This window comes from Pseudomonas sp. Eqa60 (assembly GCF_018326405.1).
Lineage (GTDB): Bacteria > Pseudomonadota > Gammaproteobacteria > Pseudomonadales > Pseudomonadaceae > Aquipseudomonas > Aquipseudomonas protegens.
Window position 1 is genome coordinate 2,242,020 of record NZ_AP024342.1, and the last position, 26,943, is coordinate 2,268,962.

The following is a 26,943-nucleotide window of genomic DNA, read 5'->3' on the forward strand; positions in this document are numbered from 1 at the left end:
GACGGTTCGCCTGCGGTGCTTGCATCAGATGTCGATACGTGCGTCCGGGGTCGGCGACTCAAGCAAGTTCAAGAAGTCCTCGTAGGCGCTTTTGAGCCCTGTTTTTTCATCAATTTTAGGTTTCCATCCAAGCGCTCTAATCTTGCTGCTATCCAGTAGCTTGCGGATAGTGCCATTTGGTTTGTTCGTGTCGTAAACGATTTTTCCCTCATAGCCGACGACCTCCGCAATCATCGCAGCAAGGTCGGCGATGGCGATATCGTGATTACAGCCGATGTTGTAGAGGTCGTCAGTGGTTGGCGCGAGCATTACGCACTTCATTGCGTCGGCAAGGTCGTCAACATGCAGGAGCTCGCGTCGTGGAGTGCCATCGCCCCAAACGACGAACTCTTTCTGCTGCAGGACTTTGGCCGCATGCGTACGACGGAGAATTCCCGCAACGACATGGCTGTGTTGAGAGTGGTAGTTGTCGCCGGGGCCATAAAGATTTGGCGGGATAACGGAGACGAAGTCACAGCCATATTGTTTGCGGTAGGCCCGGCACATTTCAATGCCAGCAATTTTGCTGACAGCGTACGCGCGGATACTATCTTCCAAAGGGCCCGTGAGTAGCGTCTCTTCGGTAATAGGTTGTGCTGCATTTTTGGGATAGGTGCAGTTGGTGGCGACAAAGAGTAATTTTTTGGTCCCGAACTTGTGAGCGCCAGAGATGACGTTCGTTTGAATCATCAAGTTGTCGTAAATGAACGATGCAGGCAGCGTTGCGTTGGCATGAATGCCGCCGACCTTGGCGCCGACATGAAAGATATAGTCCGGGCGGTGCTCTGCCATCCAATCGTATACAGCAGCCTGGTTGGTAAGATCCAAATCGGCCCTAGACGTCAGCAGTAGTTGGGCATCCTCGTCTTTAAAATTCCGGACTACAGCAGAGCCAAGCATTCCTTTGTGCCCTGTAATCCAAACTTTTTTTCCGGCGAAGTGTGGTACGGAACCCTGTACTGATGCCTTGACGCTTGTTGCAGACATTTGAACATCCTAATTATTTGGAAAGCTTCGCAAATTCACCTTCACCCTGCATCCGTTCGTCCTGCGCCGCCATCAAGGTAAGTTATCGGTACCCTGCGCAGCGTGCGGTCAAGCAAGCCTTTTTGCCCCACCTACAACACACTCATCTCAGAAGGGGAGCTCAGGTCGAAAGTCGCCTTTATTAATCCCGGCACGGTAATTGCGCGCTCCGTTTTCTGTTGTCCACTCTGGTCGGAGGACTGTGGGTTTGTATCCTGTCAAAGTGCCATTCGGTAAACTTGGGTTGATGGCTATTTGCCCACTTTGTATCGTTCACCAGCGACCTACTTTAATCAAAACCAAGACATTAGCTCATCTCGCGCTGCCTAGAGGGTCTGTATGGGGGAAGGGTAACAGTGAGGTCGGTTGTGGCAACCGCCTCTTCCTGTAGCCCTTCTGCAGAGGTGCTGCGTTACATCGGCGATGTTACCACGTCGTATTTTTTTTTCCTCCCCGACAAGGGCATTGGCACATTTTGCCCACTGACGCGGCACTGGCCGCTGATCGGGTTGGGGTGAGTCCAGTGGACGCTGCATCGTAAACGTCAACCTTCTGACATTGCTCTGCTAAAGGCCATGTTTGTTCAGGTAAAGACACAGCCTGAGCCAGACAAGTTCAGATTGTCAGCGTCAAATATCAGGTCGTAGTCGCGCGATGGATTTTCTTTGATCATGGGCGCGCCAGGTGTTCGTTGGGAGGTACCCCCACAGGTCTGCCCGAAACTGATGAGGCTCTCGATAGTCCGGGCTGGGCCTGCGGTAACGTGGTCAGATATCTCACACGAACATCCTGTTCGCCACTGGATACTTTTGCGATGACTAAAGTCGTATTGATAACGTATTGAGGCGTTAATTTACGATCAACGGTGTTATTTCCTTGGCGTATAGACCTGATCCTTCTGGTGTCAGGTGCACGATGTCATAGATCAGGGGTTTTTCATCGGGAGATGCCATTGGGCAGGACCCGTTAGGGCATACCGCTTTTGTCAGTGATACATAAGCAATACGGTTGTGATGAGAGACCACCTCACTGACGGCAGCCTCGGACCGTTGCATGACCTCCCAATCAACATCATTTGACGAGTTGAAGTTGAACATCTTGCCTTTTATCCTTTCAATCATGATCAAGGGAACGCTGCGTTTGAAAAGTGGCGCTTCACCTATTACAACCACTTTAGTCAAGTTCAAGGTGTCTACTTTATCCAGCGTTCGATCTAAGGACGCCATGTATTCGGGCGATATCGGCCAGCCGGCAGTAATGATTAGAATATCGGGTCGAGCGGCCTCGATTTTTTTTAAGAATATTTCGTTTGCATTCTTGCAGTAAGGGCGTGCCGGCATATCCATGCCTAGAATCGGAGCACATGCTGAGGCCGTTAACTGCCCAAGTGAGATGTTATGTTCGCCAAGTGTTTTACGTAGCCCCATATAGAGGTGTGCGGCATGACTGTCTCCCCAAAGAAGCGCCGTTTTATTTTTTCCAGAGGGCACACAACGTAGGAGGTCCGTTTTAGCGGGATCTTGATCCGGGTCTAGAAAACATTCCCCTGCTTGATAATCCTTGGTTGGATTGTAGGACATCGTCGTAAGCACTTGATCGATTCGACTTTGGGAAGATGAGGGGAAGCCGTGTTTGTGTGAGACGAACCATCCTATGGCTACCACTAGGCAAAGAGACATAGATGCGACTGACAAGATGTGTGCAGGCGTCCATTGCTTTTTTGCGTAACGGAAAGTTTGCTCAATCAGTTTGTAATTTAACCAAGCTAAAAGAATGGCCATTGCAAAAATCACCAGTGCGGCGATCTCTTTGTCTGCATTAGGGAATGCGCGTTTGGCGAATACAATCAAAGGCCAGTGAACGAGATACAGGGAGTACGATATTTTTCCCACGAATACCATCGGTCGGGAGCCCAAGAGCATCGACATCCTGTCGCCTTGCTCGCCAGCCATGATAATGAGCGCTGCGCCTAAGCACGGTAGGGCTGCGGCGATTCCAGGGAACGGGGTTTGACTATTGTAGAAGAATATTGGGTAAGCCAATCCGGCCATGCCCAGCGCAAACAGGCATAGCGAGATTATCGGAGGTTTTTTTAGGTGTAGCGCGGGAAGTGCAATCAAACTCCCGATAAGAAGCTCGAATGCACGAAACGGCAGAAGATAAAACGACGCGGTTGGGTTTGTAGAGAGTAATTGCTGCGAGAAAAACAACGATACAGCCAGCATGATAACGATGGTTGCGGGTATCAACCGTTTTGAAACTTTCGAAAGTCCCAGGATGATTAACGGGAAGAAGATATAGAATTGCTCCTCGATACCAAGTGACCAAAGGTGCAGAAGCGGAATCTCATCCGCGGAGGGCGAAAAATAATTGAGGGTGGCATAGAAGTAGATGTTTGCGGAGAAAAGCGCTGAGGCGATAGCGGATTTTGCGTAGTTTGCAAGTTCACTTGGATACTGTAGGCAATAGGCGGCAATCGATGTTGTGACTATCACCGACAGAAAGGCAGGCAGGATCCGGCGTGCTCGTCTTACGTAGAAATTCGCGATGGAGAATGAGTCGTTGCTAGTCTCTGCGTAGATGATCTTCGAAATAAGGTAGCCAGAAATCACGAAAAATATGTCGACCCCGACAAATCCGCCAGGAAGTAATCCGACATTCAAATGGAAAATCACCACACTCAGGACGGCTATCGCCCGGAGTCCATCAATATCTGAACGGTACTTCATGTCTTGGAAAAATCCTTGTGGTTACTCAGTTTATGGGGGGGATTCTAACCGTGAAAATGACTTTTTTGATCTGTTTTTCGTTCCGGATTCGGAATTAGGATGGATTAACCAAATTCTGCACGGAGTAGTTTTCGCCACAAAAAATGATGTGAATCGCTCCGGGTTTCGTAGGCACCTCTTTGCCTTAGAATGAGGCCAATCAGGAGGTGCCATGAGCAACCCACGTTATCCCGAAGAATCCAAAATCCAAGCAGTCAATCAAGTGACCGAAAACAAGCTACCCGTTGCTGAGGTAGCTGCCCGTCTCGGCGTGTCGACGCATAGCCTCTATGCCTGAATAAAGCGCTACAGCAAACCTCAAGTAGAGCGGCAGCAGGATGATGATCAGCACGCTGAATTGCGTCGCCTGCGAGCGGAATTCAAGCGCGTCACTGAAGAGCAGGCATATTAAAAAAGTCCGCCGCATACTTTGCCAAGGAGTGCGGCTGAAGTACGCCTTTATCAAGCTGCGCGCGGGCGACTATTCGATTCGACGGCTTTGCCTGGCGCTGAAAGTCCATCCCAGCGGTTATTACGCCTGGCTGGCTGAGCCGCAATCTGTACGTGCCAAAGACGACCAGCGACTGGTGGGTTTGATCAAGCATTTCTGGCTGGAGAGCGGCGGCGTTTATGGCTGTCGCAAAATCCATGACGATCTGCGCGAGGTCGGTGAAGACTGTGGTCGGCACCGTGTGGCGAGGCTAATGCGTCTTGCGGGACTGCGCTCTCAGACAGGTTATCGACGTCGCCCGGTAAAGTACGGCGGTAAGCCAGCGGTCGCCTCGCCCAATTTGCTGAAGCGCCAGTTCGATGCCGTAGAACCCAACAAAGTTTGGGGCATCGACATCACCTACATTCGCACGTATGAAGGCTGGTTGTATTTGGTGGTGCTGCTGGATCTGTTTTCTCGTCAGGTCGTTGGCTGGTCAATGAAGTCGCAGATGACCAGTGATCTAGCTATTGATGCGTTGTTGATGGCGGTTTGGAGGCGTAAACCGAAGCAAGAGGTGATGGTTCATTTCGGCCAGGTAGCCAGTACAGCAGCTCCGATTGGCGCAGCTTTAATTTGATTGCCAGCATGAGTCGCCGAGGCAACTGTCATGACAATGCTGTGGCCGGGAGCTATTTCCAGCTTCTGAAACGGGAACGGATCAGGCGGAAAACCTACACCACGCGGGAAGATGCTCGTAGTGATGTGTTCGATTACATCGAGATGTTCTACAACGTTAAACGTCGGCATGGCTTCAACAAACAACTGTCGCCGGTAGAGTTTGAAAAGCGTTACGCAATGAGTTTGCAAGGTGTCTAGAGAGTCCGGGGCGATTTAATTTTATTCTCGGGAGGCCGTGAGCAATAGGAGCAACCGTTAGGAGGTGGTTCTCCCCAGAGTGCGAAACTTTATCACATGAGTAATCGTGAGCACTGCTGCTTACTCTACCCGGCTCTGATCCCGTGGGGGGGCAGGGCCGGGCTTTAATCGGATCTAAAGATCTGTGGGGGACGAGCACTGCCTTCAGCTGGATCTCTGGCCGTTAGGGGGCAACGCTCGCCATCAAAGCGGAATAGTGCAACTGATGTTAGAGAACCAGGCATTGCCATCCTGTACCAGAGCGAATCGTAACTGTGATGATTCGGTCTTGCTAGCGCTCGGTAACTGGAGGGCACTGAGAGGGACTGTTAGCGTCTCGCTTTCGCCCGGCGGTAGAACGCGATTACTCGATGCACGATATCCATTGTCCCATTGAGTGACTGCTCCATCTGTTCTTTCAATGTGATATCCGATTTTTATCGGGAATTGTCCTGCCCCTATGCTCCAGTTGAAGTTACTTTCATTGGTTAAAGTCAATGTCAGGTTTTTATATGAAGATGTACCTTCTTCTCGGGTGCAGGAGAGACTGCCTTTCATGGCTTCAAGTGGAGTAATCGCAGAATCACCCGTGCCCTTTGTTAATACTGATCCGTCCAGAAATAATTCTGGGTGCGTCTTGTTGTCGACAGTAACTGGGATGTTTCCAGGGTAACTATGGATAAAGGCGACAAGCATGTCCCGGTTTAACAATATAGGGTAAAGATTTTTGTTTGCCGCTTCTTTTGAATTGATTTCAATAGTGCTGATATTTTTGTAGTCAGGTTCGTAGTGTATACGGTATCCAGGATCATCCAGGAGTGCGTAGGCAAGATTGCTCGCGTCGTCCTCGACTACCTTGTAGTTACGCGCCTGTAAGGTTTGGTGAATTGCCGAATACTCCTCGCCTTTGACGACAGTTCGGTCGATTACAATAGATTTGAAACCCAATGCTTCGATTTCGGTCAGTTGTTGCGTGAAAGTGAGTTTAGATATCCTGTAATTCCAGTCATCTGCTGGGCTATTTTTCGCGCCACCATTGCTCCAGTGAATTGTGTGTGAGTTTAGGTAAAGGCGGACTTGGGAAAAAGCGCCCCACCCGTAGTAAGGGCTTTCGCGTAAATATTGAGCGTAAGGGTATTGATAGACCATTGAGTTTTTTGGAATGGTCTGTTCTAACTGGCTAACGAAATTGCGCTCTGCTTTATACTGATCTGCAAAGGGTTGATTTCTGCGGTTCGAAGTCGCAGGGATCTGATCGAACAGTCCTACGATAGTAATAGTTAGAATCAGTACTGAAGCGATCATTCGTCCTTTTTGTTCTTTGCGATCTCGCCATCCATCAGCTATTCGGGCGCCGAATAATAGTAGGAAGAAAATAAGGAGTACGGCGAAACGATCATAGGCACGGATGGTAGGGAATATCAAAGCTATCAGAGTGCCAATGCCTCCAAATATGCAGCACAGCAATGAAAATAGGATTAAGGGGAGTAGGGTGTCGATCAAGCTCAATTGATTATTGGTTGTGGCGGAGGTGTCAGCTTTTCTGAGTATGGGAAGTGCTAGAGCGGTGAGTGCTGCCGCAAGTAATAGTGATCCCAAAAGGCCGAGAGAGACTGCGGCAACGGATGAGTATTTTCTTGCGGCGGTATTAGAGCTTAGGATTTTCTCTCCTGCTTTTGCGATTGACGGTATTCTATGATTGGTGGCGGGAGCGATAAGTTGCTTCAGGCTTGTGCTATAAACTTCAGCCTCAAAAGGGTGCTTTATCAACACGGGATCCGCTGTATTTCCCGTGGGGTAAAACTCACTGTGATGATTTTTTTTGTAAGTGTAGAGTGGTAGCTGTATCAGTAATGACGCTGCGACAAGCAGCAAAATATAGATGGTAGAGGGGGTAAGCAGGATAGGTTTTTTCCAGCCCACCAATACAGCTCGGGCACCAGCTGAAAATCCGAGTGTGAGTAGTATGAAAAACGCGTAGTACCCATCGGATATCGCTATGAGTAAAATGAAAAGTGCGCCGAGCAGAAAAAAACGATCAGTTATAAGTTTTTTGGGGGCTGCCAAAAGTATGTGATCAAATTTTCCCTGTAGAGTCCATATTACAGAAACGAGGGCAAGAGGAACTATGAAATAATTGGGTATAAAAGAGTAAATGAGAAAATTTATTCTGAAGGTAGTAAAGGCAAATAGGAAGGCGACACAAACCCCGCAGAGCCTAGAGATATTAAGCAGTCTGCAAGCAGTGAAAGATGTGAGTGCGATCAATGAAAAGTTTAGCAGGTAGTAGAATTGCTGAAGGTAAATTGGGTCTTTGATAAAAAAGTTTAGACCCAGCATGATGACTGAGTGCAGTGCGCTGGTTTGTGCGGCGGCATTGTGATGCCAGCTTGCAACTTCTGGTGCTCCTAGGAATGGATTGCTAAGCACCCATCCCGTATCGGTTAATACTTTCGTCAGGGTCAATTGCCATATGTCATCCCCATTTCCATATATCATAGGGATCGACATGTCCCAATGGTTAAGCCCTAGAACATAGTAGCCTAGCACCATCGGTAGAATTATCAGAAGGCCAATGTAAATTCCCAGTTTTTTTAGTAATGGCTTTTTGTTTTGGCGCAATGCTTCTTGCATCCTGGAATGTACCTTGTGTTTTTTTAACTTGCGTTATTTTTGAAGATGAATAATTTGCAGGCGATGAACATCACGGTGCTGTAAATTACTATTCCACAGAGTTGCGCAATGTAAGGATTGATTTTCAGGGCGTTTAACGCGAGTAACACTGCAGCTGCGTTCAATAAATAGGCGATAATGGCGCACAGTATATATTTAGGGAACGAGTGCCTCGCAGGGTTCGTGCTTTTAAATGTCCAGATGCTATTCAGGATAAAGCTAATGGCCAAGCCTACGGCATAACCCACAGCATTAGCCGTCAGCGGGCCGAGGGATGTAAAGTACATGATTGCATAGATAGCGGCCAAACCTGTCAGCGTGTTTAACACGCCGACAAGTAAGAATTTCATCGTCTGAATGGCCAGTGCAATCATTCTGGCGCTCGCGCAGACATACGGTACTGAGCACCTAGTGCGAGCCAATTCAACTTCCGCTCCAGCGGGCGCAGATAGCTCAAGAAGGCCGGAAAGAAAAGTTTGTAGTCAACGCTGGGTTTTGCCCAGCCACCGGCAGTTGCGCGTTTCGCCATAGTCCGCCCCAGAATCAGTTTTGCGTTTACATCAAGGGGGCAGGTGTTCACCGCTTTTACGGTCAGTGGATTCAGCGGGTTATGCTCATATATCGTTAGAATTCCTCCTGGTTTGGTGATGCGTAGCAACTCCTTTAACCAGTGATCATGGTCTTCGTGCGGTATATGGTGAAAGACGCAAGCTGTGAATACGATATCCTGGCTGTGTGTAGGCAAAGGGATAGTGTTTTCAATCTGTACGTATCTTTCGTCACCGGGGAATCTGATTTTTGCGATTTCAATACTGCGAGATGAGACATCCCCGCAAGTAATCGCACTGCCAGGGAAATATTTTCTGAAGAAGGGTAATGAGTTTCCGATACCGCTGCCGAAGTCAAAAACAGAGGCCGAGGGCAGTTTTTGATCTGCTACTAGCGCTGCCAAGTCTGCAATTTTGTATTCAGAAAAAAACTCCGGGTTTTCGCCGGTAATTGCGACGTTCTCTTTATGCTGATCATGGTACTCGTCAGCAAGTAGATCGAATTCGGCACGTACGCGTTGATCTTTATCCGGGTTGATATTATCGCTCAATTCGATGTCTCCTTGTTGGGCTCCGTTTTGATCTCCTTGTCCAGAGATGAGACTATCTCTTGAATAATAAACAAAGGTCGGCCTTTGGTTTCTATATAGAGTCTTCCCAAATACTCTCCCATGACACCAGCAACAAATAACTGCATGCTGCCCAGCGCCAGCATGATCACTGCCAGGGATGTCCATCCTTCTACACTGTTGCCTGTGAAGTAGTGAAGCAACACATAACCCAATAGCAGTACTGTGGCCGCCCCGAAGCCAATGCCTAAATACGATGCCATGCGCAAAGGGCGTACAGAGAATCCGGTGATTGCATCTATTGCAAACTTAATCATCTTCGACAACGGGTACTTTGTTTCCCCGGCGAATCGTGCTGCGCGCTCATAGGGAAGGGCTTCTTGCTTAAGACCGATCCAACTGACCATTCCGCGAATAAAGCGATGATGCTCAGGCATTCCGTTCAGCAAGTCGACGGCTCGACGACTCATCAGGCGGAAGTCCCCGGTATCTGCAGGGATGTCGATGTCTACCATCCGGTTAAGCATGCGATAGAAGAAGTGAGCCGAAGCCTTTTTGAACATCGTCTCGCCGTCGCGTTTAATCCGCTGGCCGTAGACAACGTCGCATCCGTGGTCCATTCGTTCCATCATTTTTGATAGCAGTTCTGGAGGATCCTGAAGGTCGGCGTCGAGGATGAAAACCCGATTGCCCCGACAGAGTTGCAAGCCGGCTGACAATGCAAGTTGATGACCATGGTTGCGTGAGAGATTGATGGCAACCACGCGGCGATCAATTTGCGACAGATCCTGCATGATTTTCCACGTTGAATCCCTGGATCCATCATTGATCAGGACGAGTTCGTAGTCATCGTTAAGTTGCTCTGTACAGACGGCGGTAACTCGTCGGTGCAACTCGAGAATCCCGTCTTCCTCGTTATAACAAGGAATGACTACAGATAATGTTGGCCCTGCCATTGATTCATCCTTAATTCTGAAAAGATTGCGTCATTTGCGTTACATGGACGAATGCCATGCATAGGCATGGGCAATGATATCGTCTAGAGCAGGGTAACGTGGGGTCCAGTTCAAAGCCTTCCTTGCCTGTGCGGAGTCCGCGACGAGCACTGATGGGTCGCCCATGCGCCTGGCTACAAACTCATGAGGAACTGCCTGGCGAGTGATTCGTTGCACGCTATTCAGAACATCTTTAACGCTATAGCCGGCGCCGTTCCCCAGGTTCAGCTTCAGGGAGTCGCCCTGATTTCGCAAATGATTCAATGCCGACAGGTGGGCGGCGGCTATGTCGCAGACGTGAATGTAGTCGCGCACGCATGTGCCATCGGCAGTTGAATAGTCATCGCCAAAAATTTTCAGCGAAGGGCCGTTGCCCAGGGCGGCATTGATTGCCAAAGGTATCAAGTGCGTTTCCGGCTCATGGCGCTCGCCTAGCGAACCGTCTGGTTGAGCGCCTGCAGCGTTAAAGTACCGCAGGCACACGTGACGTATACCGTAGGCCTGTTCGTAATCAGGTAGAACCTGCTCGACTGCGAGCTTGGATCGGCCATAAGGATTTATCGGAACGGTTTGGTGAGCCTCGCAAATAGCGCCGTTGGTAGGGCTCCCAAAAATGGCCGCAGTAGATGAAAATATGAAGTTCTTGATCTGATGGTGCGCCATGCTCGCCAGCAAGGCGAGGGTCTTGCTCAGATTGTTCTCGTAATACTTCGCAGGCTGCAGGACCGATTCCCCCACTTGAATGTAGGAAGCAAAATGCATTACTGCGTCGATCTCATGTTCCTGAAAAATTTGCTCGAGGAGTTCGCGATTACCAGCGTCCCCGACAATAAGAGGCACGCTCTGAGGCACGGTGTCGGCAAACCCGGAACTCAGGTCGTCGAGCACGACGGCTCCCAAGCCCTCTTCAGTCAGCATTCTCACCATGTGAGAACCTATATAACCGGCGCCCCCAATAACCAGTACGTTTTTCGCCGTCACACCGCCTCTCCTTCGATGGCTTAGAGTCCGTGTTGCACATTCAATAAAATGGCGCTTGTTAATCCTTCTGACACTATATCAATCTTGGTGCGTGCCTGGGCCTTGCAGCATGCGCTTTGAACGTTTTTTGACGCTGCAGGTTCAAGCCAACATCGGATAAGTAAACAACCCAAAATGCAGCAAATTCAGCCCGAAATGCGTAACAACCGCGGCCCCCAACCCCCGAACCGATACGCTAGTCCATACCCGACGCCAGCAATAGTCGCCAGCAACGTCCATTGCCATCCCGCACCTAAGTGCACCAACCCGAACAGCAACGCCGCCAAAAACAGCGCCAGATTCTCCCCATACGGCAACTGCTTGAACCGACGGCTTAACCCGCCCTGGATGTACCCGCGAAATAGCGCTTCCTCCACCAGCGTCACCAGAAGCAGGTTATTCAAAACCCATAGCCAAGCCTGTTCCGGCCACTTCGGCGCCCAACTGATGACGCCCAACAACGCAGCGCCGCCCAATGCGGCAATTGCCGTCAGGGTCAACGCCAGCGCCATGGCACAGATCGACAGGCGCAGGGGGCGGCGTGCAACAATCCACGGGCATACCAGCAGCAGCCAGAAGCCGATCAGCGGCTTGTCCTGGTTCAGGTACAGGGAGAAGGGCACGGCATCGTCGGTGAAGCGTTGCGGGTCGATGGCCCGGCCATTGTAGAACCCAGGCAGCCAGTGCATGGCCAGGGCCAGGGCGAGCACCACGAACAGGCCGTGGCCCAGGTACTGGCCGACGCGGCTGCGTTGCTGGCGCACGGCAAAGCCGGCAGCCAACAGCAGCAAGATCGACAGGGCGGCCAGCAGGCCCAGTTGCCCGTAGCTCAGGGCCAGTGCGTAGCCAATGGAAAGAAGTGCCAGGTACATCCATGGCAGAGCAGTCATGGGGAATCCTTGTTGCGTAAGAATGGGTATTGCAGAGACGTAGTACTGCGCCGGATCTGTAGTCGCCATTGCGACCGGTGAGTCAGATTTGGCGGGGGCGCAGTATAACCGCCTCGTCCTGGCACGGCAGCCCAATGCAAAACACCGCCCGAAGGCGGTGTTTTTTTCAGGCAGCGTCAGGAGGCAATCAGTTGCCGCAGAACGTAGTGCAGGATCCCGCCGGACTTGAAGTATTCCACTTCATTCAAGGTGTCGATGCGGCACAGCACCTCGATCTTCTCCTGGCTGCCATCCTCACGGGTGATCACCAGGGTCAGGTTCATCCGCGGCGTCAGTTCCGTACCGCTGAGGCCGAGAATGTCCAGGGTTTCCTTGCCGGTCAGCTTCAGGCTCTTGCGGTTCTGGTCCAGCTTGAACTGCAAGGGCAGGACGCCCATGCCCACCAGGTTGGAGCGGTGGATACGTTCGAAGCTTTCGGCGATCACTGCCTTGACTCCCAGCAGGTTGGTGCCTTTGGCCGCCCAGTCGCGGCTCGAACCGGTGCCGTATTCCTGGCCGGCGATCACCACCAGCGGCGTGCCGTCGGCCTGATAGCGCATGGCTGCGTCATAGATCGCCAACTTCTCGCCGGTGGGAATGTACAAGGTGTTGCCACCTTCCTCGCCGCCGAGCATTTCGTTGCGAATGCGGATGTTGGCGAAGGTACCGCGCATCATCACTTCGTGGTTGCCGCGCCGTGAGCCGTAGGAGTTGAAGTCCCGCGGTTCCACGCCCTTGTCCCGCAGGTAGCGGCCAGCCGGGCTGTCGGCCTTGATGTTGCCGGCCGGGGAGATGTGGTCGGTGGTCACCGAGTCCCCCAGCAGGGCCAGTACCCGGGCGCCGCTGACATCGGTGATCTGCGGCAGCGGGCCGGCGATGTCATCGAAGAACGGCGGGTGCTGGATATAGGTGGAGTCGTCCTGCCACACATAGGTGGCGGCCTGCGGCACTTCGATGGCTTGCCACTGTGCATCCCCGGCGAACACTTCGGCGTACTCCTTGTGGAACATCCGAGTGTTGACCTGGGCCACGGCGTCGGCGATCTCCTTGCTGCTGGGCCAGATGTCCCGCAGGTACACCGGCTGGCCGTCCTTGCCCTGGCCCAGAGGCTCGCTGCTGATGTCGATGCGCACCGTGCCCGCCAGGGCATAGGCCACGACCAGGGGCGGCGAGGCCAGCCAGTTGGTTTTCACCAGTGGATGCACCCGGCCCTCGAAGTTGCGGTTGCCCGACAGCACCGAGGCCACGCTGAGGTCGGCCTGCTGGATGGCTTTCTCGATCGGCTCCTGCAGCGGGCCGGAGTTGCCGATGCAGGTGGTGCAGCCGTAGCCCACCAGATCGAAGCCCAGTTGGTCCAGGTAAGGCGTCAGGCCGGCAGCCTTGTAGTAGTCGGTCACCACCTTGGAACCTGGAGCCAGCGAGCTCTTGACCCAGGGTTTGCGTTGCAGGCCTTTTTCCACGGCCTTCTTCGCCACCAGGCCGGCGGCCATCATGACGCTGGGGTTGGAGGTGTTGGTGCAGGAGGTGATGGCCGCGATCACCACGGCACCGTTTTTCAAGCGATAGGTCTGGCCGTCGTACTGGTAGTCGGCTTCGCCCACCAGGTCCGCGTTGCCCACCGCCACACCACCGCCACCTTCGCTTTCCAGGCGGCCTTCTTCCTTGCTGGTGGGTTTGAACTGCAGGTCGAGGAAGTCAGTGAAAGCCTGGGCAACGTTGGGCAGTGCAACCCGGTCCTGCGGCCGTTTGGGGCCGGCGAGGCTGGCCTCCACGGTGCCCATGTCCAGCGCCAGGCTGTCGGTGAATACCGGCTCCTTGCCCGGCAGGCGCCACAGGCCCTGGGCCTTGCTGTAGGCCTCCACCAGTTTCACCAGTTCGTCGGGGCGCCCGGACAGTCGCAGGTAGTCCAGGGTGATGTCATCCACCGGGAAGAAGCCGCAGGTGGCGCCGTATTCCGGTGCCATGTTGGCGATGGTGGCACGGTCCGCCAGGGGCAGGTCGGCCAGGCCGTCACCGTAGAACTCGACGAATTTGCCGACCACGCCTTTCTTGCGCAGCATCTGGGTCACCGTCAGCACCAGGTCGGTGGCGGTGATGCCTTCCTTGAGCTTGCCGGTGAGCTTGAAGCCGATGACTTCGGGAATCAGCATCGACACCGGCTGGCCGAGCATCGCCGCCTCGGCTTCGATCCCGCCCACGCCCCAGCCCAGTACGCCAAGGCCATTGATCATGGTGGTGTGGGAGTCGGTGCCCACCAGGGTATCGGGGAAGGCGTAGGTGCGGCCGTCCTCGTCCTTGGTCCAGACCGTGCGCCCCAGGTATTCCAGGTTGACCTGATGGCAGATGCCGGTGCCCGGCGGTACCACGCTGAAGTTGTCGAAGGCGCTCTGGCCCCAGCGCAGGAAGGCATAGCGCTCGCCGTTGCGTTGCATCTCGATATCGACGTTCTGCTCGAAGGCGCTGCTGCTGGCGAATTTGTCCACCATCACCGAGTGGTCGATCACCAGGTCCACCGGTGACAGCGGGTTGATCCGCTGCGGATCGCCACCGGCCTTGGCCATGGCGGCGCGCATCGCGGCCAGGTCGACCACCGCCGGCACCCCGGTGAAGTCCTGCATCAGCACCCGTGCGGGGCGGTACTGGATCTCGCGGTCGGAGCGGCGCTCCTTGAGCCAGGCCGCGATGGCCTTGAGGTCGGCGCCGGTGACGGTCTTGTCGTCCTCCCAGCGCAACAGGTTTTCCAGCAGGACTTTCAGCGACATGGGCAGGGTGTCGATATCACCCAGGCTCCTGGCGGCGTCCGGCAGGCTGAAATAGTGATAAGTCTTGTCGTCGACTTTTAGGGTCTTAAGGGTTTTCAGGCTATCGAGGGATGGCATTGAATGACTCCTTGTGGCCCGCACGGCTACGGGCCTGTGATACGGACAGAGAGTTAACCTAGCTCTGTTTGGGGCTTATAGCTAATCACTGGACTGCTGGGCTCAGTCCAAGGTTCCGAACTCGGTTATCATGCGCCGGTTTTCGTGACAGGCTTTGCTACAGGGCAGGTTTGCGCATCGATTCATCGCCATTTGCCCAGGAGATTCAATGAACACCCTGTTTATCCATTGCCGGCCCGGCTTCGAGGGCGAAGTCTGCTCCGAGATCGCCGACCACGCGGCCCGGCTGAATGTCGCCGGTTATGCCAAGGCCAAGCCCAGCACCGCCTGCGCCGAGTTCATCTGCACCGAGGACGACGGGGCCCAGCGTCTGATGCAGGGCCTGCGCTTCCCGGAGCTGATCTTTCCCCGGCAGTGGGCCCGGGGCGGCTTCATCGACCTGCCGGAAACCGACCGCATCAGCGTGATCCTTGCCTACCTGGCCAACTTCCCGCAGTGCGGCAGTCTGTGGCTGGAAGTGGTGGACACCAACGATGGCAAGGAGCTGTCCAACTTCTGCAAGAAGTTCGAAGCCCCCTGCGCAAGGCCCTGACCGCGGCCGGCAAGCTGGTGGACGACGCGACCAAGCCACGCTTGTTGCTGACCTTCAAGAGCGGTCGGGAAGTCTTCGTCGGCCTGGCTGATGCCGGCAACTCGGCCATGTGGCCCATGGGCATTCCACGGCTGAAATTCCCCGGGAAGCGCCGAGCCGCTCGACCCTGAAGCTGGAAGAGGCCTGGCACCATTTCATTCCTCGGGACCAGTGGGACGAGCGTCTGCATGGCGACATGACCGGCGTCGACCTGGGGGCTGCCCCGGGCGGCTGGACCTGGCAACTGGTCAACCGCGGCATGCTGGTGACCGCCGTGGACAACGGCCCCATGGCTGAAAGCCTGATGGACACCGGCCTGGTGCAGCACCTGATGGCGGACGGCTTTACCTACAAGCCCAGGCAGCCGGTGGACTGGATGGTCTGCGACATCGTCGAGAAACCGGCGCGCAACGCCGCGCTGCTGGAGACCTGGATCGGCGAGGGGCACTGCCGCGAGGCGGTGGTCAACCTCAAGCTGCCGATGAAGCAGCGCTATGCCGAAGTGAAGCGCTTGCTGGAGCGCATCGAAGAAGGCTTCAAGGCCCGGGGCATTCGCGTGGCCATTGGCTGCAAGCAGCTGTACCACGACCGCGAGGAAGTCACCTGCCACCTGCGGCGCCTGGATCTGAAAAAGCCCAAATCGGCGTAGTACCTGCAACACCACCCGCTTCCTGGTAGAGGCCGGCTTACCGGCGAAAAAGGCCCCACACTGGTGCAAGGTGTGAGGATGCCTTCGCTGGCAAGCCAGCTCCTACGGCAGGACCGGGGCCGTGGAACGACAGCAACAGATGAACCGATGGCGGTATTGCGCGACAATGCCGGCCAGTTTCAGGAGTGATTCATGAGCCAGATTATCGATACGCCGGTTGACGGCACCCTCGACGCCACCGGCCTCAACTGCCCGGAGCCGGTGATGATGCTGCACCAGCACATCCGCGACCTGCCGCCGGGCGGGCTGTTGAAGGTGATTGCCACCGACCCCTCCACCCGCCGCGACATTCCCAAGTTCTGTGTGTTTCTCGACCATGAACTGGTAGCGCAGCAGGAAGAGGCAGGTACCTACCTCTACTGGATCCGCAAGAAGCTCGATTAACCCGCCGAGCGGCTGATGCGGATCTGCTTGCGCGCGCTGCGGGTCAGGCGGATCGACAGCATCAGCGCCGCGCAGCTCAAGCCCACGATCAGGCCTTCCCACAGGCCGCTCGGGCCCCGCGCCGGGCCGAACCAGTCGGTCAGGCCCAGCGCGTAGCCCACCGGCAAGCCAATCCCCCAGTAGGCGAACAGGGTCAGGATCATGGTCACCCGAGTGTCCTGGTAGCCGCGCAATGCGCCGGCCGCCGTGACCTGGATGCCATCGGAAAACTGGAACAGCGCCGCATACACAATCAGCATCGAAGCGACCTGAATCACCATCGGGTCGGTGGTGTAGATGGTGGCGATGGGCTCACGCAGGAAGAACATCAGGCTCGCCGAAAGGCAGGCGTAGGCCAGTGACGTGGCCATGCCGACGCCGGCGCTGAAGCGCGCATTGCGGGGTTGCTGGCGGCCCAGGGCCTGGCCGACCCGCACGGTCACCGCCATGGCCAGGGAGTAGGGAATCATGAACATCAGGGCGCTGACGTTGAGGGCGATCTGGTGCCCGGCCACCACCGTGGCCCCAAGGCTGCCGATCAGCAGGGCGATCACCGCGAAAATGCTCGATTCGGCGAACACTGCAATGCCGATGGGCAGGCCGATGCTCAGCAAGCGCCCGATCATCGCCCCTTGCGGCCAGTCGAAGCGGCTGAACAACTGGATCTTGCGGTAGGCCGGTGCCCAGAAAATCCAGCCGGCCATGCCCAGCATCATGGCCCACATCACGATGGCCGTGGCCCAGCCGCAACCGACGCCACCCATGGCCGGTACACCGAAATGGCCATAGATGAAGATGTAGTTGATGGGGATGTTCAGGGCCAGGCCTCCCAGGCCGATGACCATGCTCGGCACCGTGCGGCCCAGGCCATCGCTGAGGCAGCGCAGCACGTAGTACAGCGCTACCGCCGGCAAGCCACTGGCGATGCCGTGCAGGTAGCCCATGCAGGGCTTGATCAGTTCCGGATCGACATTCATCAGGTGCAGCACCGGCTCGGCACTGATCAGTATCAGCAGGGCCGAGATCCCGGCCACCACGGCGAGCCACAGTGCCTGGCGCACCAGCGGGCCGATCTCGTGCAGGTTGCCGGCGCCGAAGCGCTGCGCCACCTTGGGCGTGGTGGCCAGCAGGGTGCCGGTCATCAGCAGGAACACCGGAATCCAGATCGAGTTGCCCAGGGCGACGGCTGCCAGATCCCGCGGGCCGACCCGGCCGGCCATCACGGCATCGACAAAGCCCATGGCGGTGGTGGCCACCTGGGCAATCATGATGGGCAGGGCCAGTACCAGCAGGTCATGCAGTTCACGGCCGACCCGGGCAGGGCGGCTGGTGGCAGTGGCGGCAGGGGAGTCAGTCACGGAATTCACGGGGCGTAGCGTCCATAGGTGGTGTTGCGCAGGACGCGACAGTCTACGCGTTGACATCTCAGTCAGGAAAACATCCCGTGTTGTGGATTTGTAAGCGCCGGGAGTGGTGAAAATGCCGGTTCGCGCGCATGCCGCGCTAGCCCGGCCTGGCATCTGCGCCTACACTGCGGCTCCGCCAGAGGAGCCTGCCATGTTGATTGTTGCCGACGAAAATATCCCCCTGATCGAAGAGTTCTTTGCCGGTTTCGGCGAGATCCGGCGTTTCCCCGGGCGCGCCATCGACCGGGCGACCGTGGAGCAGGCAGATGTGTTGCTGGTGCGCTCGGTGACCCAGGTCGACCGCCAGTTGCTGGAAGGCAGCCCGGTGCGGTTTGTCGGCACCTGCACCATCGGCACCGATCACCTGGACCTGGAGTATTTCCAGCAGGCCGGGATCACCTGGTCCAGCGCCCCGGGCTGCAACGCCCGGGGCGTGGTGGACTATGTGCTGGGCAGCCTGCTGACCCTGGCCGAGATCGAAGGCGTGGACCTGGCGCAGCGTTGCTATGGCGTGGTCGGTGCCGGTGAAGTGGGCGGGCGCCTGATCGAGGTGCTGCGTGGCCTGGGCTGGAATGTGCTGGTCTGCGATCCGCAGCGGCAGGCGGCGGAAGGCGGCGACTATGTCAGCCTGGAGCAGTTGCTCGAGCGTTGCGATGTCATCAGCCTGCACACGCCCCTGACCAAGAGCGGGCAAGACTCCACCTGGCACCTGCTGGATCGCCAGCGGCTGAACCGGCTCAGGCACGGCACCTGGCTGATCAACGCGGCCCGTGGCCCGGTGGTGGATAACCGGGCCCTGGCTGAGGTGCTGCGCCAGCGCGAGGACTTGCAGGCGGTGCTGGATGTCTGGGAGGAGGAGCCGACGGTGGATGCTTCCCTGGCGGACCTCTGCGTGCTGGCGACGCCGCATATCGCCGGTTACAGCCTGGACGGCAAGCAACGGGGCACGGCGCAGATCTACCAGGCCTACTGCCGTTTCCTCGGGCAGGCCGAGCAGGTCAGCCTGTCGGCCTTGCTGCCGGCGCCCTGGGTGCCTCAGGTCAGCCTGAATGCCAATGCGGACCCGGCCTGGGCCCTGGCGATGATCTGCCGTGCCGTGTATGACCCGCGTCGCGACGATGCGGATTTTCGCCGTAGCCTGTCGGATGATGTAGCTCAGCAGCGCAGCGCCTTCGATGGTCTGCGCAAGCATTATCCGGAGCGTCGCGAGATCGACGGCCTGGAAGTGCGCATCCAGGGCGAGTCCGCGGCCTTGAGCCGGATCGTCCGTGCCTTGGGTGCCAGGGAAGCCTGAAACCGCGCATAAAAAACCCGGCCGCAAGGCCGGGTCAAGAGGACGTGAGGCTGTGTGTCAATCTTGCCGAGCAGGCTTGACCAGTCGCTTTTCCAGTTCGCGGCAGGCGTTCTGGATCATGTCTTCAGTAATAGGTACTTCGCGACCCTGGGCGTCGATGATGGCACACCCCAGAGACTGGTTCGGCTGGGTACGGATCACTTGAATCTTGTCATTGCTGCTGTGTTGCAAGGACATGGCCTGTCTCCTCATCAGGTTGTGTGCTTACTCTAGAATGGCCGGGTGACCAAGCTGTTACAGACCGCCGCGAGGGCTGGCCCGGCGACTTCACTCCAACAGAAATGCCCGGGGAGTGCCAGCCACGGATTAGACCGATAATCTCTAGGCTCTAGTGTCAGCGGTCATAATCAACCTGACTCATTGTGATTTACCAAAGTTCCTGCGAATTCATCTCGTTGCCGTTGCTGCAACGAACGGCTCGCCGGTGCGTCAATGGATGAACAGCATGCTTTCTTCTCGTCACCGCCGGGCGCTGCATCTGGCCAGCCGCTTTGTCGCTCCCTACCGTTGGCAGGCGCTGGGCGCCTTGCTGGCACTGATAGTTACCGCCGGCATTACCCTGTCCATGGGGCAGGGCATTCGCCTGTTGGTGGACCAGGGCTTCATGACTCAATCGCCCCATCTGTTGAACCAGTCCATCGGCCTGTTCCTGCTGCTGGTGCTGGCGCTGGCGGTGGGTACCTTCGTGCGCTTTTACCTGGTGTCGTGGATTGGCGAGCGTTGCGTGGCGGATATCCGGCGCCAGGTGTTCAATCACCTGATCTACCTGCATCCCGGGTTCTACGAAAACAACCGCAGCTCAGAAATCCAGTCGCGCTTGACCGCGGACACCACCTTGCTGCAATCGGTGATCGGGTCTTCGCTGTCGCTGTTTTTGCGCAATGCGCTGATGGTGCTGGGGGGATCGTGCTGCTGTTTGTCACCAACCCGAAGCTCACCAGCATTGTGGTCATCGCCTTGCCGCTGGTGCTGGCGCCAATCCTGATCTTCGGTCGGCGGGTGCGCAGCCTGTCGCGCCTGAGCCAGGACCGGATTGCCGATGTCGGCAGCTATGTCTCGGAAACCCTCGGCCAGATCAAGACGGTCCAGGCTTACAACCACCAACCCCAGGATGAACGGCGGTTTGCCGTGACCGTGGAGCAGGCGTTCGACACGGCGCGCAAGCGGATTGTCCAGCGTGCCTGGCTGATCACCCTGGTGATCGTCCTGGTGCTGGGGGCGGTGGGGGTGATGCTCTGGGTCGGTGGCATGGACGTGATTGCCGGGCGCATCTCCGGCGGCGAGCTGGCGGCATTCGTCTTCTACAGCCTGATCGTCGGCAGTGCCTTCGGCACCCTGAGCGAAGTGATCGGCGAGTTGCAGCGCGCGGCCGGCGCGGCGGAGCGGATTGCCGAATTGTTGCGGGCGGACAATATCATCCAGCCGCCCGCCGACGGGCTGGTAAGCCTGCCGGCGCGGGTGCGGGGTGATCTGGAGCTGGACGGGCTGCGGTTTTCCTATCCGTCGCGGCCCGACCGCTTCGCGATCGATGGTTTGAGCCTGAGCATCCGGGCCGGAGAGACTCTGGCGTTGGTGGGGCCTTCCGGGGCTGGTAAATCCACCCTTTATGATCTGTTGCTGCGCTTCTATGACCCGCAGCAGGGAAGGATCCTGCTGGATGGCGTGGCCCTGACCCAGCTCGACCCGCTGGACTTGCGTCGCTGCTTCGCCCTGGTTTCGCAAAGCCCGGCGCTGTTCTACGGCAGCATCGAGGAGAACATTCGCTACGGCAATCCCGAGGCGACCCTGGCCCAGGTCCAGGAAGCGGCGAAGATCGCCTATGCCCATGAGTTCATCGAACAGATGCCCGAGGGTTACCAGACCCACCTGGGGGATGCCGGGCTTGGCCTTTCGGGCGGCCAGCGCCAGCGCCTGGCGATAGCTCGGGCCTTGCTGGTGGACGCGCCGATCTTGCTACTGGACGAAGCCACCAGCGCCCTCGACGCGCAAAGCGAGCACCTGATCCAGCAGGCCTTGCCCAGCCTGATGAAGAACCGCACCACCCTGGTGATCGCCCATCGCCTGGCCACGGTGAAGAATGCCGACCGGATCGCGGTCATGGACCAGGGCAGGCTGGTCGCGGTGGGTACCCACCAGCAACTGATTGCCAGCAACCCCTTGTATGCGCGCCTGGCGGCCCTGCAATTCAGCGATGGCTGAGCCCACGCACCCCTGAGCCCTGTAGTCGTTGCCGAGCCTGCGAGGCTGCGCACGAGCACGTAGTCCTCGCCAACGTAGCGAGCGCTTTACGGCCACTTCGCGCCCGGTCGCAGGCTCGGCAGCGGCTACAGGTATTGGGGGGGGGGAGATACAAAAATGCCCGCATTGCTGCGGGCATTTTTTGTTGTGGGTCGGTGCTTACTGATCGTCGAAGTAGCGCTCGTGCCAGTCCACCAGGGGCTGCGGCGAATTGAGCTTCTGGCCGTAGATCACCGAGTAGGACAGTACGTTCTGCACGTACTGGCGGGTTTCGTCGAAAGGAATGCTTTCCACCCAGACATCGAAACTCAGGTGGTCGGCCCCCTTGAGCCACTGGCGCACCCGCCCGGGGCCGGCGTTGTAGGCGGCGGAAGCCAGTACCCGGTTGCCGTTGAACTGGCTGTGGACCTGGCTCAGGTAGGCGGCGCCCAACTGGATGTTCTTGTCCGGGTCCAGCACTTGCTGGGGCGAGGCCAGGGGAATGCTGAACTTGCGCGCGGTTTCCTTGGCGGTGCCGGGCATCAGTTGCATCAGGCCGCTGGCGCCGACGCCGGAACGGGCGTCGTCCATGAAGGCGCTTTCCTGGCGGGTAATGGCGAACACCCAGCTGGAATGCAGGCCGCGAACCTTGGCTTCGCGCACTAGGGTGTCGCGGTGGGCCATGGGGAAGCGGATGTCCAGGTCATCCCAGTACTGAGCCTGGCTGATGGTGCGAATGGCCGGGAAGTACCATTTCAGGTCGTAGGCCAGCTTGGCCTGGGCAACCATTTCGTCGCGGTTGAAATGCCGGCTGACGTGGTACCACTCGCGGCGGCCGTCGACGATCTGCCCGCGGGCATGCAGCTCCAGGGCGCGGCGTACACCCGGGGTGTTGCGTACCTTGTTGATCACGGCTTGGCTGAGCATCAGCGGCTGGTTGTTGAGCTGGTAGGGCGCCTTGGCGTGATCGGCGGCAAGGAAACCGTAGAAATCCCGCTCCCGGGCCAGGCCCTTGAACAATACCTGGGCCTGAGGGTTCTTCGGTTCGGCCAGTTCCAGGCTACGGGCCTGCCAGTAGCGCCAGCGGTTGGTGGTGGCCAGGTCCTGGGGCAGCTTGCGGGTCAGCTGGTAGGCGTCTTCCCAGCGCGCCAGGCGCAGCAGCAGGCGCAGGCGCCATTCGGAGACGGTGTTGTCCCGCAGCTCGGGATCGTACTTGGTCATCACGTCCAGGGCGCGGCTGTCGAAGCGCCGTGCCAGGGTCAGGCCGATCTCGCGGGCGATGGCCACTTTTTCGTCACGGGAAAAGTGCATGCTGCTGGCATAGCCATCCAGCAGGGCCATGGCCTTGTCCGGATCCTGGCGCGCCAGGCGGCGCAGGCCGAGGCCAACCACGTCGGACATGGCTTCATCGGCAGGCTGGAAGCGCGAGGGCTGGCTCAGCAGTTCGGGTTTTTGCGCCACGTCCACCAGCAGGCGGCCCTGGGGCGCCAGGGTGGTCATGCTCTTTACCAGGCTGTTGGCCAGGGGTAGTTGCGGGCCTCGGCGGCCAGTTTGGCTCGCTGCCAGCGCTTCTGTTCGGTCAACTGGCCTTCGGCGGCCCACTGGGCGAACAACGCGTCGCAGGCAGCAGGTTGGGATTTGCCGGTCAGCCAGAGCTTCTCGGTGGCGGCGTAGCCTTCGGCCTTGAGGTTGTGCCCCAGCTGGTACTGGCCATTGAGGCAGTCCAGTTCGGTGAAGTTGAGTTTCGGATCGTAGTACTTGGTGAAGGTCGCCCAGTCGCCGCGTTCGGCCAGCCAGCGCAACCAGCGCAGTTTCATCCAGTTGGCCTGGGGCAGGTCGCCATGTTCGGCGAGGAACTTCTCGATCTCGGGATTGCTGGCGGATTTCAGCCGGGCGGTGAGCTCGTCGTAGGCCAGGTAGGGCTCCAGCGGATAGTCGCGCAGCGCATCGGCATAACGGAAATAGGGGCCGGAATCGCCTTTGGCCAGGGCGCGCTTGGCTTCATCGTAATACTGGCGCTGTAGAGTCAGGTCTGCCGCCTGGGCGCAGTGGACGGCTGTGGTGGAAAGAAGCAGGCAAGATAAAACACTGAAAAGGCGACTGCGCATGAGACATCCGGGCAGAGAAATCATGACAAGTGCCGACAGGGCCAACACTGATTGCTCACTAGCTTAGCCTTTTGCCAGCAACCGGTGAAAGCTTTGCCGGCCTGCTGGCATCAGTTGGCAACAAATGTGCCGCGAGCGCCCTCGTGGGCGAAATACCCGGCCTTCTACGGGCTCAACTCAGGTAGAATGCGCGCCCGGTTTTTGGAGAAGAACATGACCCTGCTCAAATTCAGCGATGTGTCCCTTGCTTTCGGCGCCATGCCGTTGTTGGACAAGGTGTCCTGGCAGATCGCCCGTGGTGAGCGGGTGTGCATCATCGGCCGTAACGGTACTGGCAAATCCAGCATGATGAAGCTGGTCAAGGGCGATCAGAAGCCCGACGACGGCTCCGTATGGCGCGCACCCGGTCTGAAGATCGGCGAGTTGCCCCAGGAATTGCCGGTGGCCGACGAGCGGACCGTGTTCGACGTGGTCGCCCAGGGCCTGGACGGTGTCGGCGAGTTGCTGGCCCAGTACCACCACCTGAGCCAGAACATCGTCACCGACGCCGATCTGGAAAAACTGATGCACGTCCAGCACGACCTCGAAGCCCGTGACGGCTGGCGCCTGCAACAATTGGTGGACAGCACCCTGAGCCGCCTGCAACTGCCGGCCGACAAGACCCTCGCCGAGTTGTCCGGCGGCTGGCGTCGTCGCGTGCTGCTGGCCCAGGCCCTGGTGTCCGAGCCGGACCTGCTGCTGCTCGACGAGCCCACCAACCACCTGGACATCGGTGCCATCGCCTGGCTGGAAGAGGCGCTGAAGGATTTCCAGGGGGCGGTCCTCTTTATTACCCACGACCGTTCCTTCCTGCAGAACCTGGCTACCCGCATCCTCGAACTGGACCGCGGCGGCCTGATCGACTGGAACGGCGACTACGCCAGCTTCCTGGTGCACAAGGAAGCCATGCTGGCGGCGGAAGAAACCGCCAACGCGCTGTTCGACAAGCGCCTGGCCCAGGAGGAAGTCTGGATTCGCCAGGGCATCAAGGCCCGGCGCACCCGCAACGAAGGCCGCGTGCGCGCCCTCAAGGCGCTGCGTGTCGAGCGCAGCGAACGTCGCGAGCGTACCGGCAAGGCCAATATCCAGCTGGAAACCGCAGACAAGTCCGGCAAGCAGGTGATGGTGCTGGAGAACGTCAGCTTCGCTCACCCGGACGGTCCGTTCCTGGTCAAGGACTTCTCCATGGTCCTGCAGCGCGGCGACCGCATCGGCCTCTTGGGCGCCAACGGTACCGGCAAGACCACGCTGCTCAAGCTGATGCTCGGTGGCCTGGTGCCCAGCAGCGGTAAGGTGGAAGAGGGTACGCGTATCGACGTGGCCTACTTCGACCAGTTGCGCCATCAGCTGGATCTGGAAAAGACCGTGATCGACAACGTCGCCGAAGGTCGCGACTTCATCGAGATCGATGGCCAGAGCCGCCACGTGCTGAGCTATCTCGGCGACTTCCTGTTCAGCCCGCAGCGTGCTCGCACGCCGGTCAAGGCGTTGTCTGGCGGCGAGCGTGCGCGGTTGCTGCTGGCCAAGCTGTTCAGTAAACCGGCCAACCTGCTGGTGCTCGATGAACCGACCAACGACCTGGATGTAGAAACCCTCGAACTGCTGGAGGAGGTGCTGCTGACCTTCCAGGGCACTGTGCTGATGGTCAGCCACGACCGGGCATTCCTCGACAACGTGGTGACCAGCACCCTGGTCTTCGAAGGCGAAGGCAAGGTGCGCGAGTACGTCGGCGGCTACCAGGACTGGTTGCGCCAGGGCGGTTCGCCGCGGTTGCTGGGGGTGACCGAGAACAAGTCCGGCAAGGCCGAGCTGAATTCTGCAGTGGTGGCACCGGTACAGGCGGCTCCGGCTCCTGCCCAGGAAGCGCCGGCGGCGAAAAAGAAGCTCAGCTACAAATTGCAGCGCGAGCTTGAGGCTTTGCCGGGGCAGATCGATGCCATGGAGCAGCAGATCGCCGGGGTCGAGGCGGAAATGGCTGACGCTGGTTTCTATCAGCGCCCGGCGGCGGAAACTGCAGCGGTAATTGCCCGCCTTGAGCAGTTGAATGCCGAACTGGAGCAGATGGTCGAGCGCTGGGCCGAACTGGATGCCTGAGTGACTGGTTGCTGATAAAAAAGCCCGACTGCAGAGTCGGGCTTTTTTTCAGTGCGCTTGCCAGCTTTTGGGAGCCGGCAACCCTCGGGGCGGGTTCAGCGTTTGACCAGGTGCACGGCCAGCACGTCGCAAGGCGCGCCGTGCAGGACGTCATTGGCGGTGGAGCCCAGTAGCAGGGCCAGGCCATGTCGGCCGTGGCTGCCGACCACGATCAGGTCGCATTCCTGTTCCTTGGCCAGGTGATGGATTTCCTGGCGCGGCTGGCCGTAGGTCAGGTGGCTGTATTCCTTGGTCAGCTCCGGGTACTTGTTGATCAGCCGATCAAGACGCTCCCGGGCCTGGTCGAACTGTTGCTGCTGCAATTGCGAAAGATCCATGGGGACGTCGCCCCCGAAGGCCATGGCCATGGGTTCGACAATGTGCACCAGGGACAGCTTGGCTCCATTGCTCACCGACAGTTCGCGAGCACGGTGGATAACAGGATCGCACTCTTCGGTTAGATCTACGGCGACCAGAATATGGTGGTAGGGCATGAGGTGCTCCTCCTGAGGGTTGCAATAGCTTCAAGTATGGCTGGTTTCAAGCGGGTTGGTTTGACCCAGGTCCCGCTCATCAAAAATCGAGAGTACAGATATGACGGTCTGGATAGTGGTGTCAATCCTTGCGGTAGTTCTCAGTCCGCTGGCGTGGTTGCGACCTTCTCGTCGCCAGAGCGGGTTGATCGCCTTGCGCATGGAGGCGCGACGCATGGGCCTGGCCATGCAACTGGCCCCTCAGGAGTGGCCGCACTGGCTGGGCCAGGAGCCGCCCAACCCTTGCCCGCAGTATCACCGGCCACGGCGCAGCGGGCAGCCTGTGTGTTGGAGTTATTGGCAGATCGCGCCGGGCAACTGGGTCAACCAGTGGCGCGAGCCCTGTGTCGATGAGCCACTGCTCAAGCACTTCCAGGCCTTGCCGGCAGGGGTGTTCAAGGTCGAGGCGGACAAGCAGATGATTGCCCTGTACTGGAACGAGCGCGGCGAGGTCAGTGTTTTGCAGGATATTGCCTCGGTGCTCAAGGCGTTGGCCTGAGTCATCCAGGGGGGGGGGGGGCGCGCGGCAATCGCGGGCAGCCGGCAATAAAAAGCCCGATATCAGCATCGGGCGGGGATGGCCAGGCAGGCCGGTA

General features: G+C 57.7%; 16 protein-coding genes and 5 pseudogenes. 8 read left to right on the top strand and 13 right to left on the bottom strand.

All coding sequences use genetic code 11. The features are described 5' to 3' along the window. Positions 1-24: 24 nt before the first annotated feature. Together KI242_RS10160 and KI242_RS10165 are read right to left on the bottom strand one after the other, a co-directional pair. Positions 25-1,026, bottom strand: coding sequence for a GDP-L-fucose synthase (locus KI242_RS10160; RefSeq protein ID WP_041116927.1), 1,002 nt, complete (start codon positions 1,024-1,026; stop codon positions 25-27). An 887-nt stretch (positions 1,027-1,913) separates the two neighbouring features. Beyond that, the gene (locus KI242_RS10165) at positions 1,914-3,794 is read right to left on the bottom strand and encodes an acyltransferase family protein (RefSeq protein WP_015634797.1); all 1,881 of its coding nucleotides are present in this window, start codon (positions 3,792-3,794) and stop codon (positions 1,914-1,916) included. A 211-nt stretch (positions 3,795-4,005) separates the two neighbouring features. On the opposite strand from KI242_RS10165, the pseudogene KI242_RS10170 reads away from it, so the two are divergent. Continuing rightward, positions 4,006-5,142 (top strand): annotated as a pseudogene (locus tag KI242_RS10170) (IS3 family transposase). 243 nt (positions 5,143-5,385) lie between these two features. Here the strand turns inward: KI242_RS10170 and KI242_RS10175 are convergent. From KI242_RS10175 to acnA, 7 genes and pseudogenes are all read right to left on the bottom strand, one after another. Beyond that, positions 5,386-7,815, bottom strand: a complete 2,430-nt coding sequence (locus tag KI242_RS10175; RefSeq protein WP_183000809.1) for a hypothetical protein — start codon at positions 7,813-7,815, stop codon at positions 5,386-5,388. Positions 7,816-7,838: 23 nt separating this feature from the next. Then, a complete protein-coding gene (locus KI242_RS10180; RefSeq protein WP_041752057.1) occupies positions 7,839-8,228 on the bottom strand; it encodes a GtrA family protein in 390 nt (129 codons plus the stop codon). Further along, positions 8,225-8,953, bottom strand: coding sequence for a class I SAM-dependent methyltransferase (locus KI242_RS10185; RefSeq protein ID WP_015634799.1), 729 nt, complete (start codon positions 8,951-8,953; stop codon positions 8,225-8,227). Before KI242_RS10185 ends, KI242_RS10180 begins: the two co-directional genes overlap by 4 nt. After that, the gene (locus tag KI242_RS10190; protein ID WP_015634800.1) at positions 8,950-9,927 is read right to left on the bottom strand and encodes a glycosyltransferase family 2 protein; all 978 of its coding nucleotides are present in this window, start codon (positions 9,925-9,927) and stop codon (positions 8,950-8,952) included. Before KI242_RS10190 ends, KI242_RS10185 begins: the two co-directional genes overlap by 4 nt. 39 nt (positions 9,928-9,966) lie before the next feature. Further along, complete coding sequence (gene galE, locus KI242_RS10195; protein WP_041752059.1) at positions 9,967-10,947, bottom strand: UDP-glucose 4-epimerase GalE; 981 nt, start codon at positions 10,945-10,947, stop codon at positions 9,967-9,969. 141 nt (positions 10,948-11,088) lie between these two features. Then, positions 11,089-11,876: pseudogene (locus KI242_RS10200) on the bottom strand (CPBP family intramembrane glutamic endopeptidase). Positions 11,877-12,052: 176 nt separating this feature from the next. Next, complete coding sequence (gene acnA / locus KI242_RS10205; RefSeq protein WP_011060249.1) at positions 12,053-14,794, bottom strand: aconitate hydratase AcnA; 2,742 nt, start codon at positions 14,792-14,794, stop codon at positions 12,053-12,055. A 208-nt stretch (positions 14,795-15,002) separates the two neighbouring features. Here acnA and rlmM point away from each other — a divergent pair. Together rlmM and tusA are read left to right on the top strand one after the other, a co-directional pair. Next, positions 15,003-16,074 (top strand): annotated as a pseudogene (gene rlmM / locus KI242_RS10210) (23S rRNA (cytidine(2498)-2'-O)-methyltransferase RlmM). 192 nt (positions 16,075-16,266) lie between these two features. Beyond that, entirely contained in the window at positions 16,267-16,518 is a 252-nt protein-coding gene (tusA, locus tag KI242_RS10215) for a sulfurtransferase TusA (protein ID WP_011060251.1), read from the top strand. Here tusA and KI242_RS10220 read toward each other — a convergent pair. Continuing rightward, positions 16,515-17,924 (bottom strand): MATE family efflux transporter, encoded by a 1,410-nt coding sequence (locus tag KI242_RS10220; protein WP_019093726.1) that lies wholly within the window; start codon positions 17,922-17,924, stop codon positions 16,515-16,517. The two genes, tusA and KI242_RS10220, sit on opposite strands and share 4 nt — an antisense overlap. Before the next feature lie 190 nt (positions 17,925-18,114). On the opposite strand from KI242_RS10220, the gene pdxB reads away from it, so the two are divergent. Continuing rightward, positions 18,115-19,257, top strand: a complete 1,143-nt coding sequence (gene pdxB, locus KI242_RS10225) for a 4-phosphoerythronate dehydrogenase PdxB (protein WP_053157146.1) — start codon at positions 18,115-18,117, stop codon at positions 19,255-19,257. A 57-nt stretch (positions 19,258-19,314) separates the two neighbouring features. Here the strand turns inward: pdxB and KI242_RS10230 are convergent, their stop codons facing one another. Continuing rightward, a complete protein-coding gene (locus tag KI242_RS10230; protein ID WP_011060254.1) occupies positions 19,315-19,494 on the bottom strand; it encodes a PA1571 family protein in 180 nt (59 codons plus the stop codon). Positions 19,495-19,882: 388 nt separating this feature from the next. Here KI242_RS10230 and KI242_RS31715 point away from each other — a divergent pair. Continuing rightward, positions 19,883-20,577: pseudogene (locus tag KI242_RS31715) on the top strand (ABC transporter transmembrane domain-containing protein); the annotation flags it as partial. Continuing rightward, positions 20,566-21,516 (top strand): ATP-binding cassette domain-containing protein, encoded by a 951-nt coding sequence (locus KI242_RS31720; protein ID WP_244868214.1) that lies wholly within the window; start codon positions 20,566-20,568, stop codon positions 21,514-21,516. The pseudogene KI242_RS31715 and the gene KI242_RS31720, both read left to right, overlap by 12 nt. A 198-nt stretch (positions 21,517-21,714) precedes the next feature. On the opposite strand, the pseudogene KI242_RS10240 reads toward KI242_RS31720, so the two are convergent. Beyond that, positions 21,715-23,642: pseudogene (locus KI242_RS10240) on the bottom strand (transglycosylase SLT domain-containing protein). Between the two features lie 213 nt (positions 23,643-23,855). Between KI242_RS10240 and KI242_RS10245 the strand changes: the two are divergent. Continuing rightward, on the top strand, positions 23,856-25,775 hold the full coding sequence (locus tag KI242_RS10245) for an ATP-binding cassette domain-containing protein (RefSeq protein WP_011060257.1): 1,920 nt from the start codon (positions 23,856-23,858) through the stop codon (positions 25,773-25,775). A gap of 95 nt (positions 25,776-25,870) precedes the next feature. Here the strand turns inward: KI242_RS10245 and KI242_RS10250 are convergent, their stop codons facing one another. Further along, positions 25,871-26,308, bottom strand: a complete 438-nt coding sequence (locus KI242_RS10250) for a universal stress protein (protein ID WP_011060258.1) — start codon at positions 26,306-26,308, stop codon at positions 25,871-25,873. Between the two features lie 100 nt (positions 26,309-26,408). On the opposite strand from KI242_RS10250, the gene KI242_RS10255 reads away from it, so the two are divergent. Further along, the gene (locus tag KI242_RS10255) at positions 26,409-26,846 is read left to right on the top strand and encodes a hypothetical protein (RefSeq protein ID WP_015634809.1); all 438 of its coding nucleotides are present in this window, start codon (positions 26,409-26,411) and stop codon (positions 26,844-26,846) included. Positions 26,847-26,943: the final 97 nt, after the last annotated feature.

Bases quoted from the DNA above. Each gene is read 5' to 3' on its own strand.
- KI242_RS10160 (WP_041116927.1), bottom strand. From the start codon at position 1,026: ATGTCTGCAACAAGCGTCAAGGCATCAGTACAGGGTTCCGTACCACAC.
- KI242_RS10165 (WP_015634797.1), bottom strand. From the start codon at position 3,794: ATGAAGTACCGTTCAGATATTGATGGACTCCGGGCGATAGCCGTCCTG.
- KI242_RS10175 (WP_183000809.1), bottom strand. From the start codon at position 7,815: ATGCAAGAAGCATTGCGCCAAAACAAAAAGCCATTACTAAAAAAACTG.
- KI242_RS10180 (WP_041752057.1), bottom strand. From the start codon at position 8,228: ATGATTGCACTGGCCATTCAGACGATGAAATTCTTACTTGTCGGCGTG.
- KI242_RS10190 (WP_015634800.1), bottom strand. From the start codon at position 9,927: ATGGCAGGGCCAACATTATCTGTAGTCATTCCTTGTTATAACGAGGAA.
- acnA (WP_011060249.1), bottom strand. From the start codon at position 14,794: ATGCCATCCCTCGATAGCCTGAAAACCCTTAAGACCCTAAAAGTCGAC.
- tusA (WP_011060251.1), top strand. From the start codon at position 16,267: ATGAGCCAGATTATCGATACGCCGGTTGACGGCACCCTCGACGCCACC.
- pdxB (WP_053157146.1), top strand. From the start codon at position 18,115: ATGTTGATTGTTGCCGACGAAAATATCCCCCTGATCGAAGAGTTCTTT.
- KI242_RS10230 (WP_011060254.1), bottom strand. From the start codon at position 19,494: ATGTCCTTGCAACACAGCAGCAATGACAAGATTCAAGTGATCCGTACC.
- KI242_RS31720 (WP_244868214.1), top strand. From the start codon at position 20,566: ATGGACGTGATTGCCGGGCGCATCTCCGGCGGCGAGCTGGCGGCATTC.
- KI242_RS10245 (WP_011060257.1), top strand. From the start codon at position 23,856: ATGACCCTGCTCAAATTCAGCGATGTGTCCCTTGCTTTCGGCGCCATG.
- KI242_RS10250 (WP_011060258.1), bottom strand. From the start codon at position 26,308: ATGCCCTACCACCATATTCTGGTCGCCGTAGATCTAACCGAAGAGTGC.
- KI242_RS10255 (WP_015634809.1), top strand. From the start codon at position 26,409: ATGACGGTCTGGATAGTGGTGTCAATCCTTGCGGTAGTTCTCAGTCCG.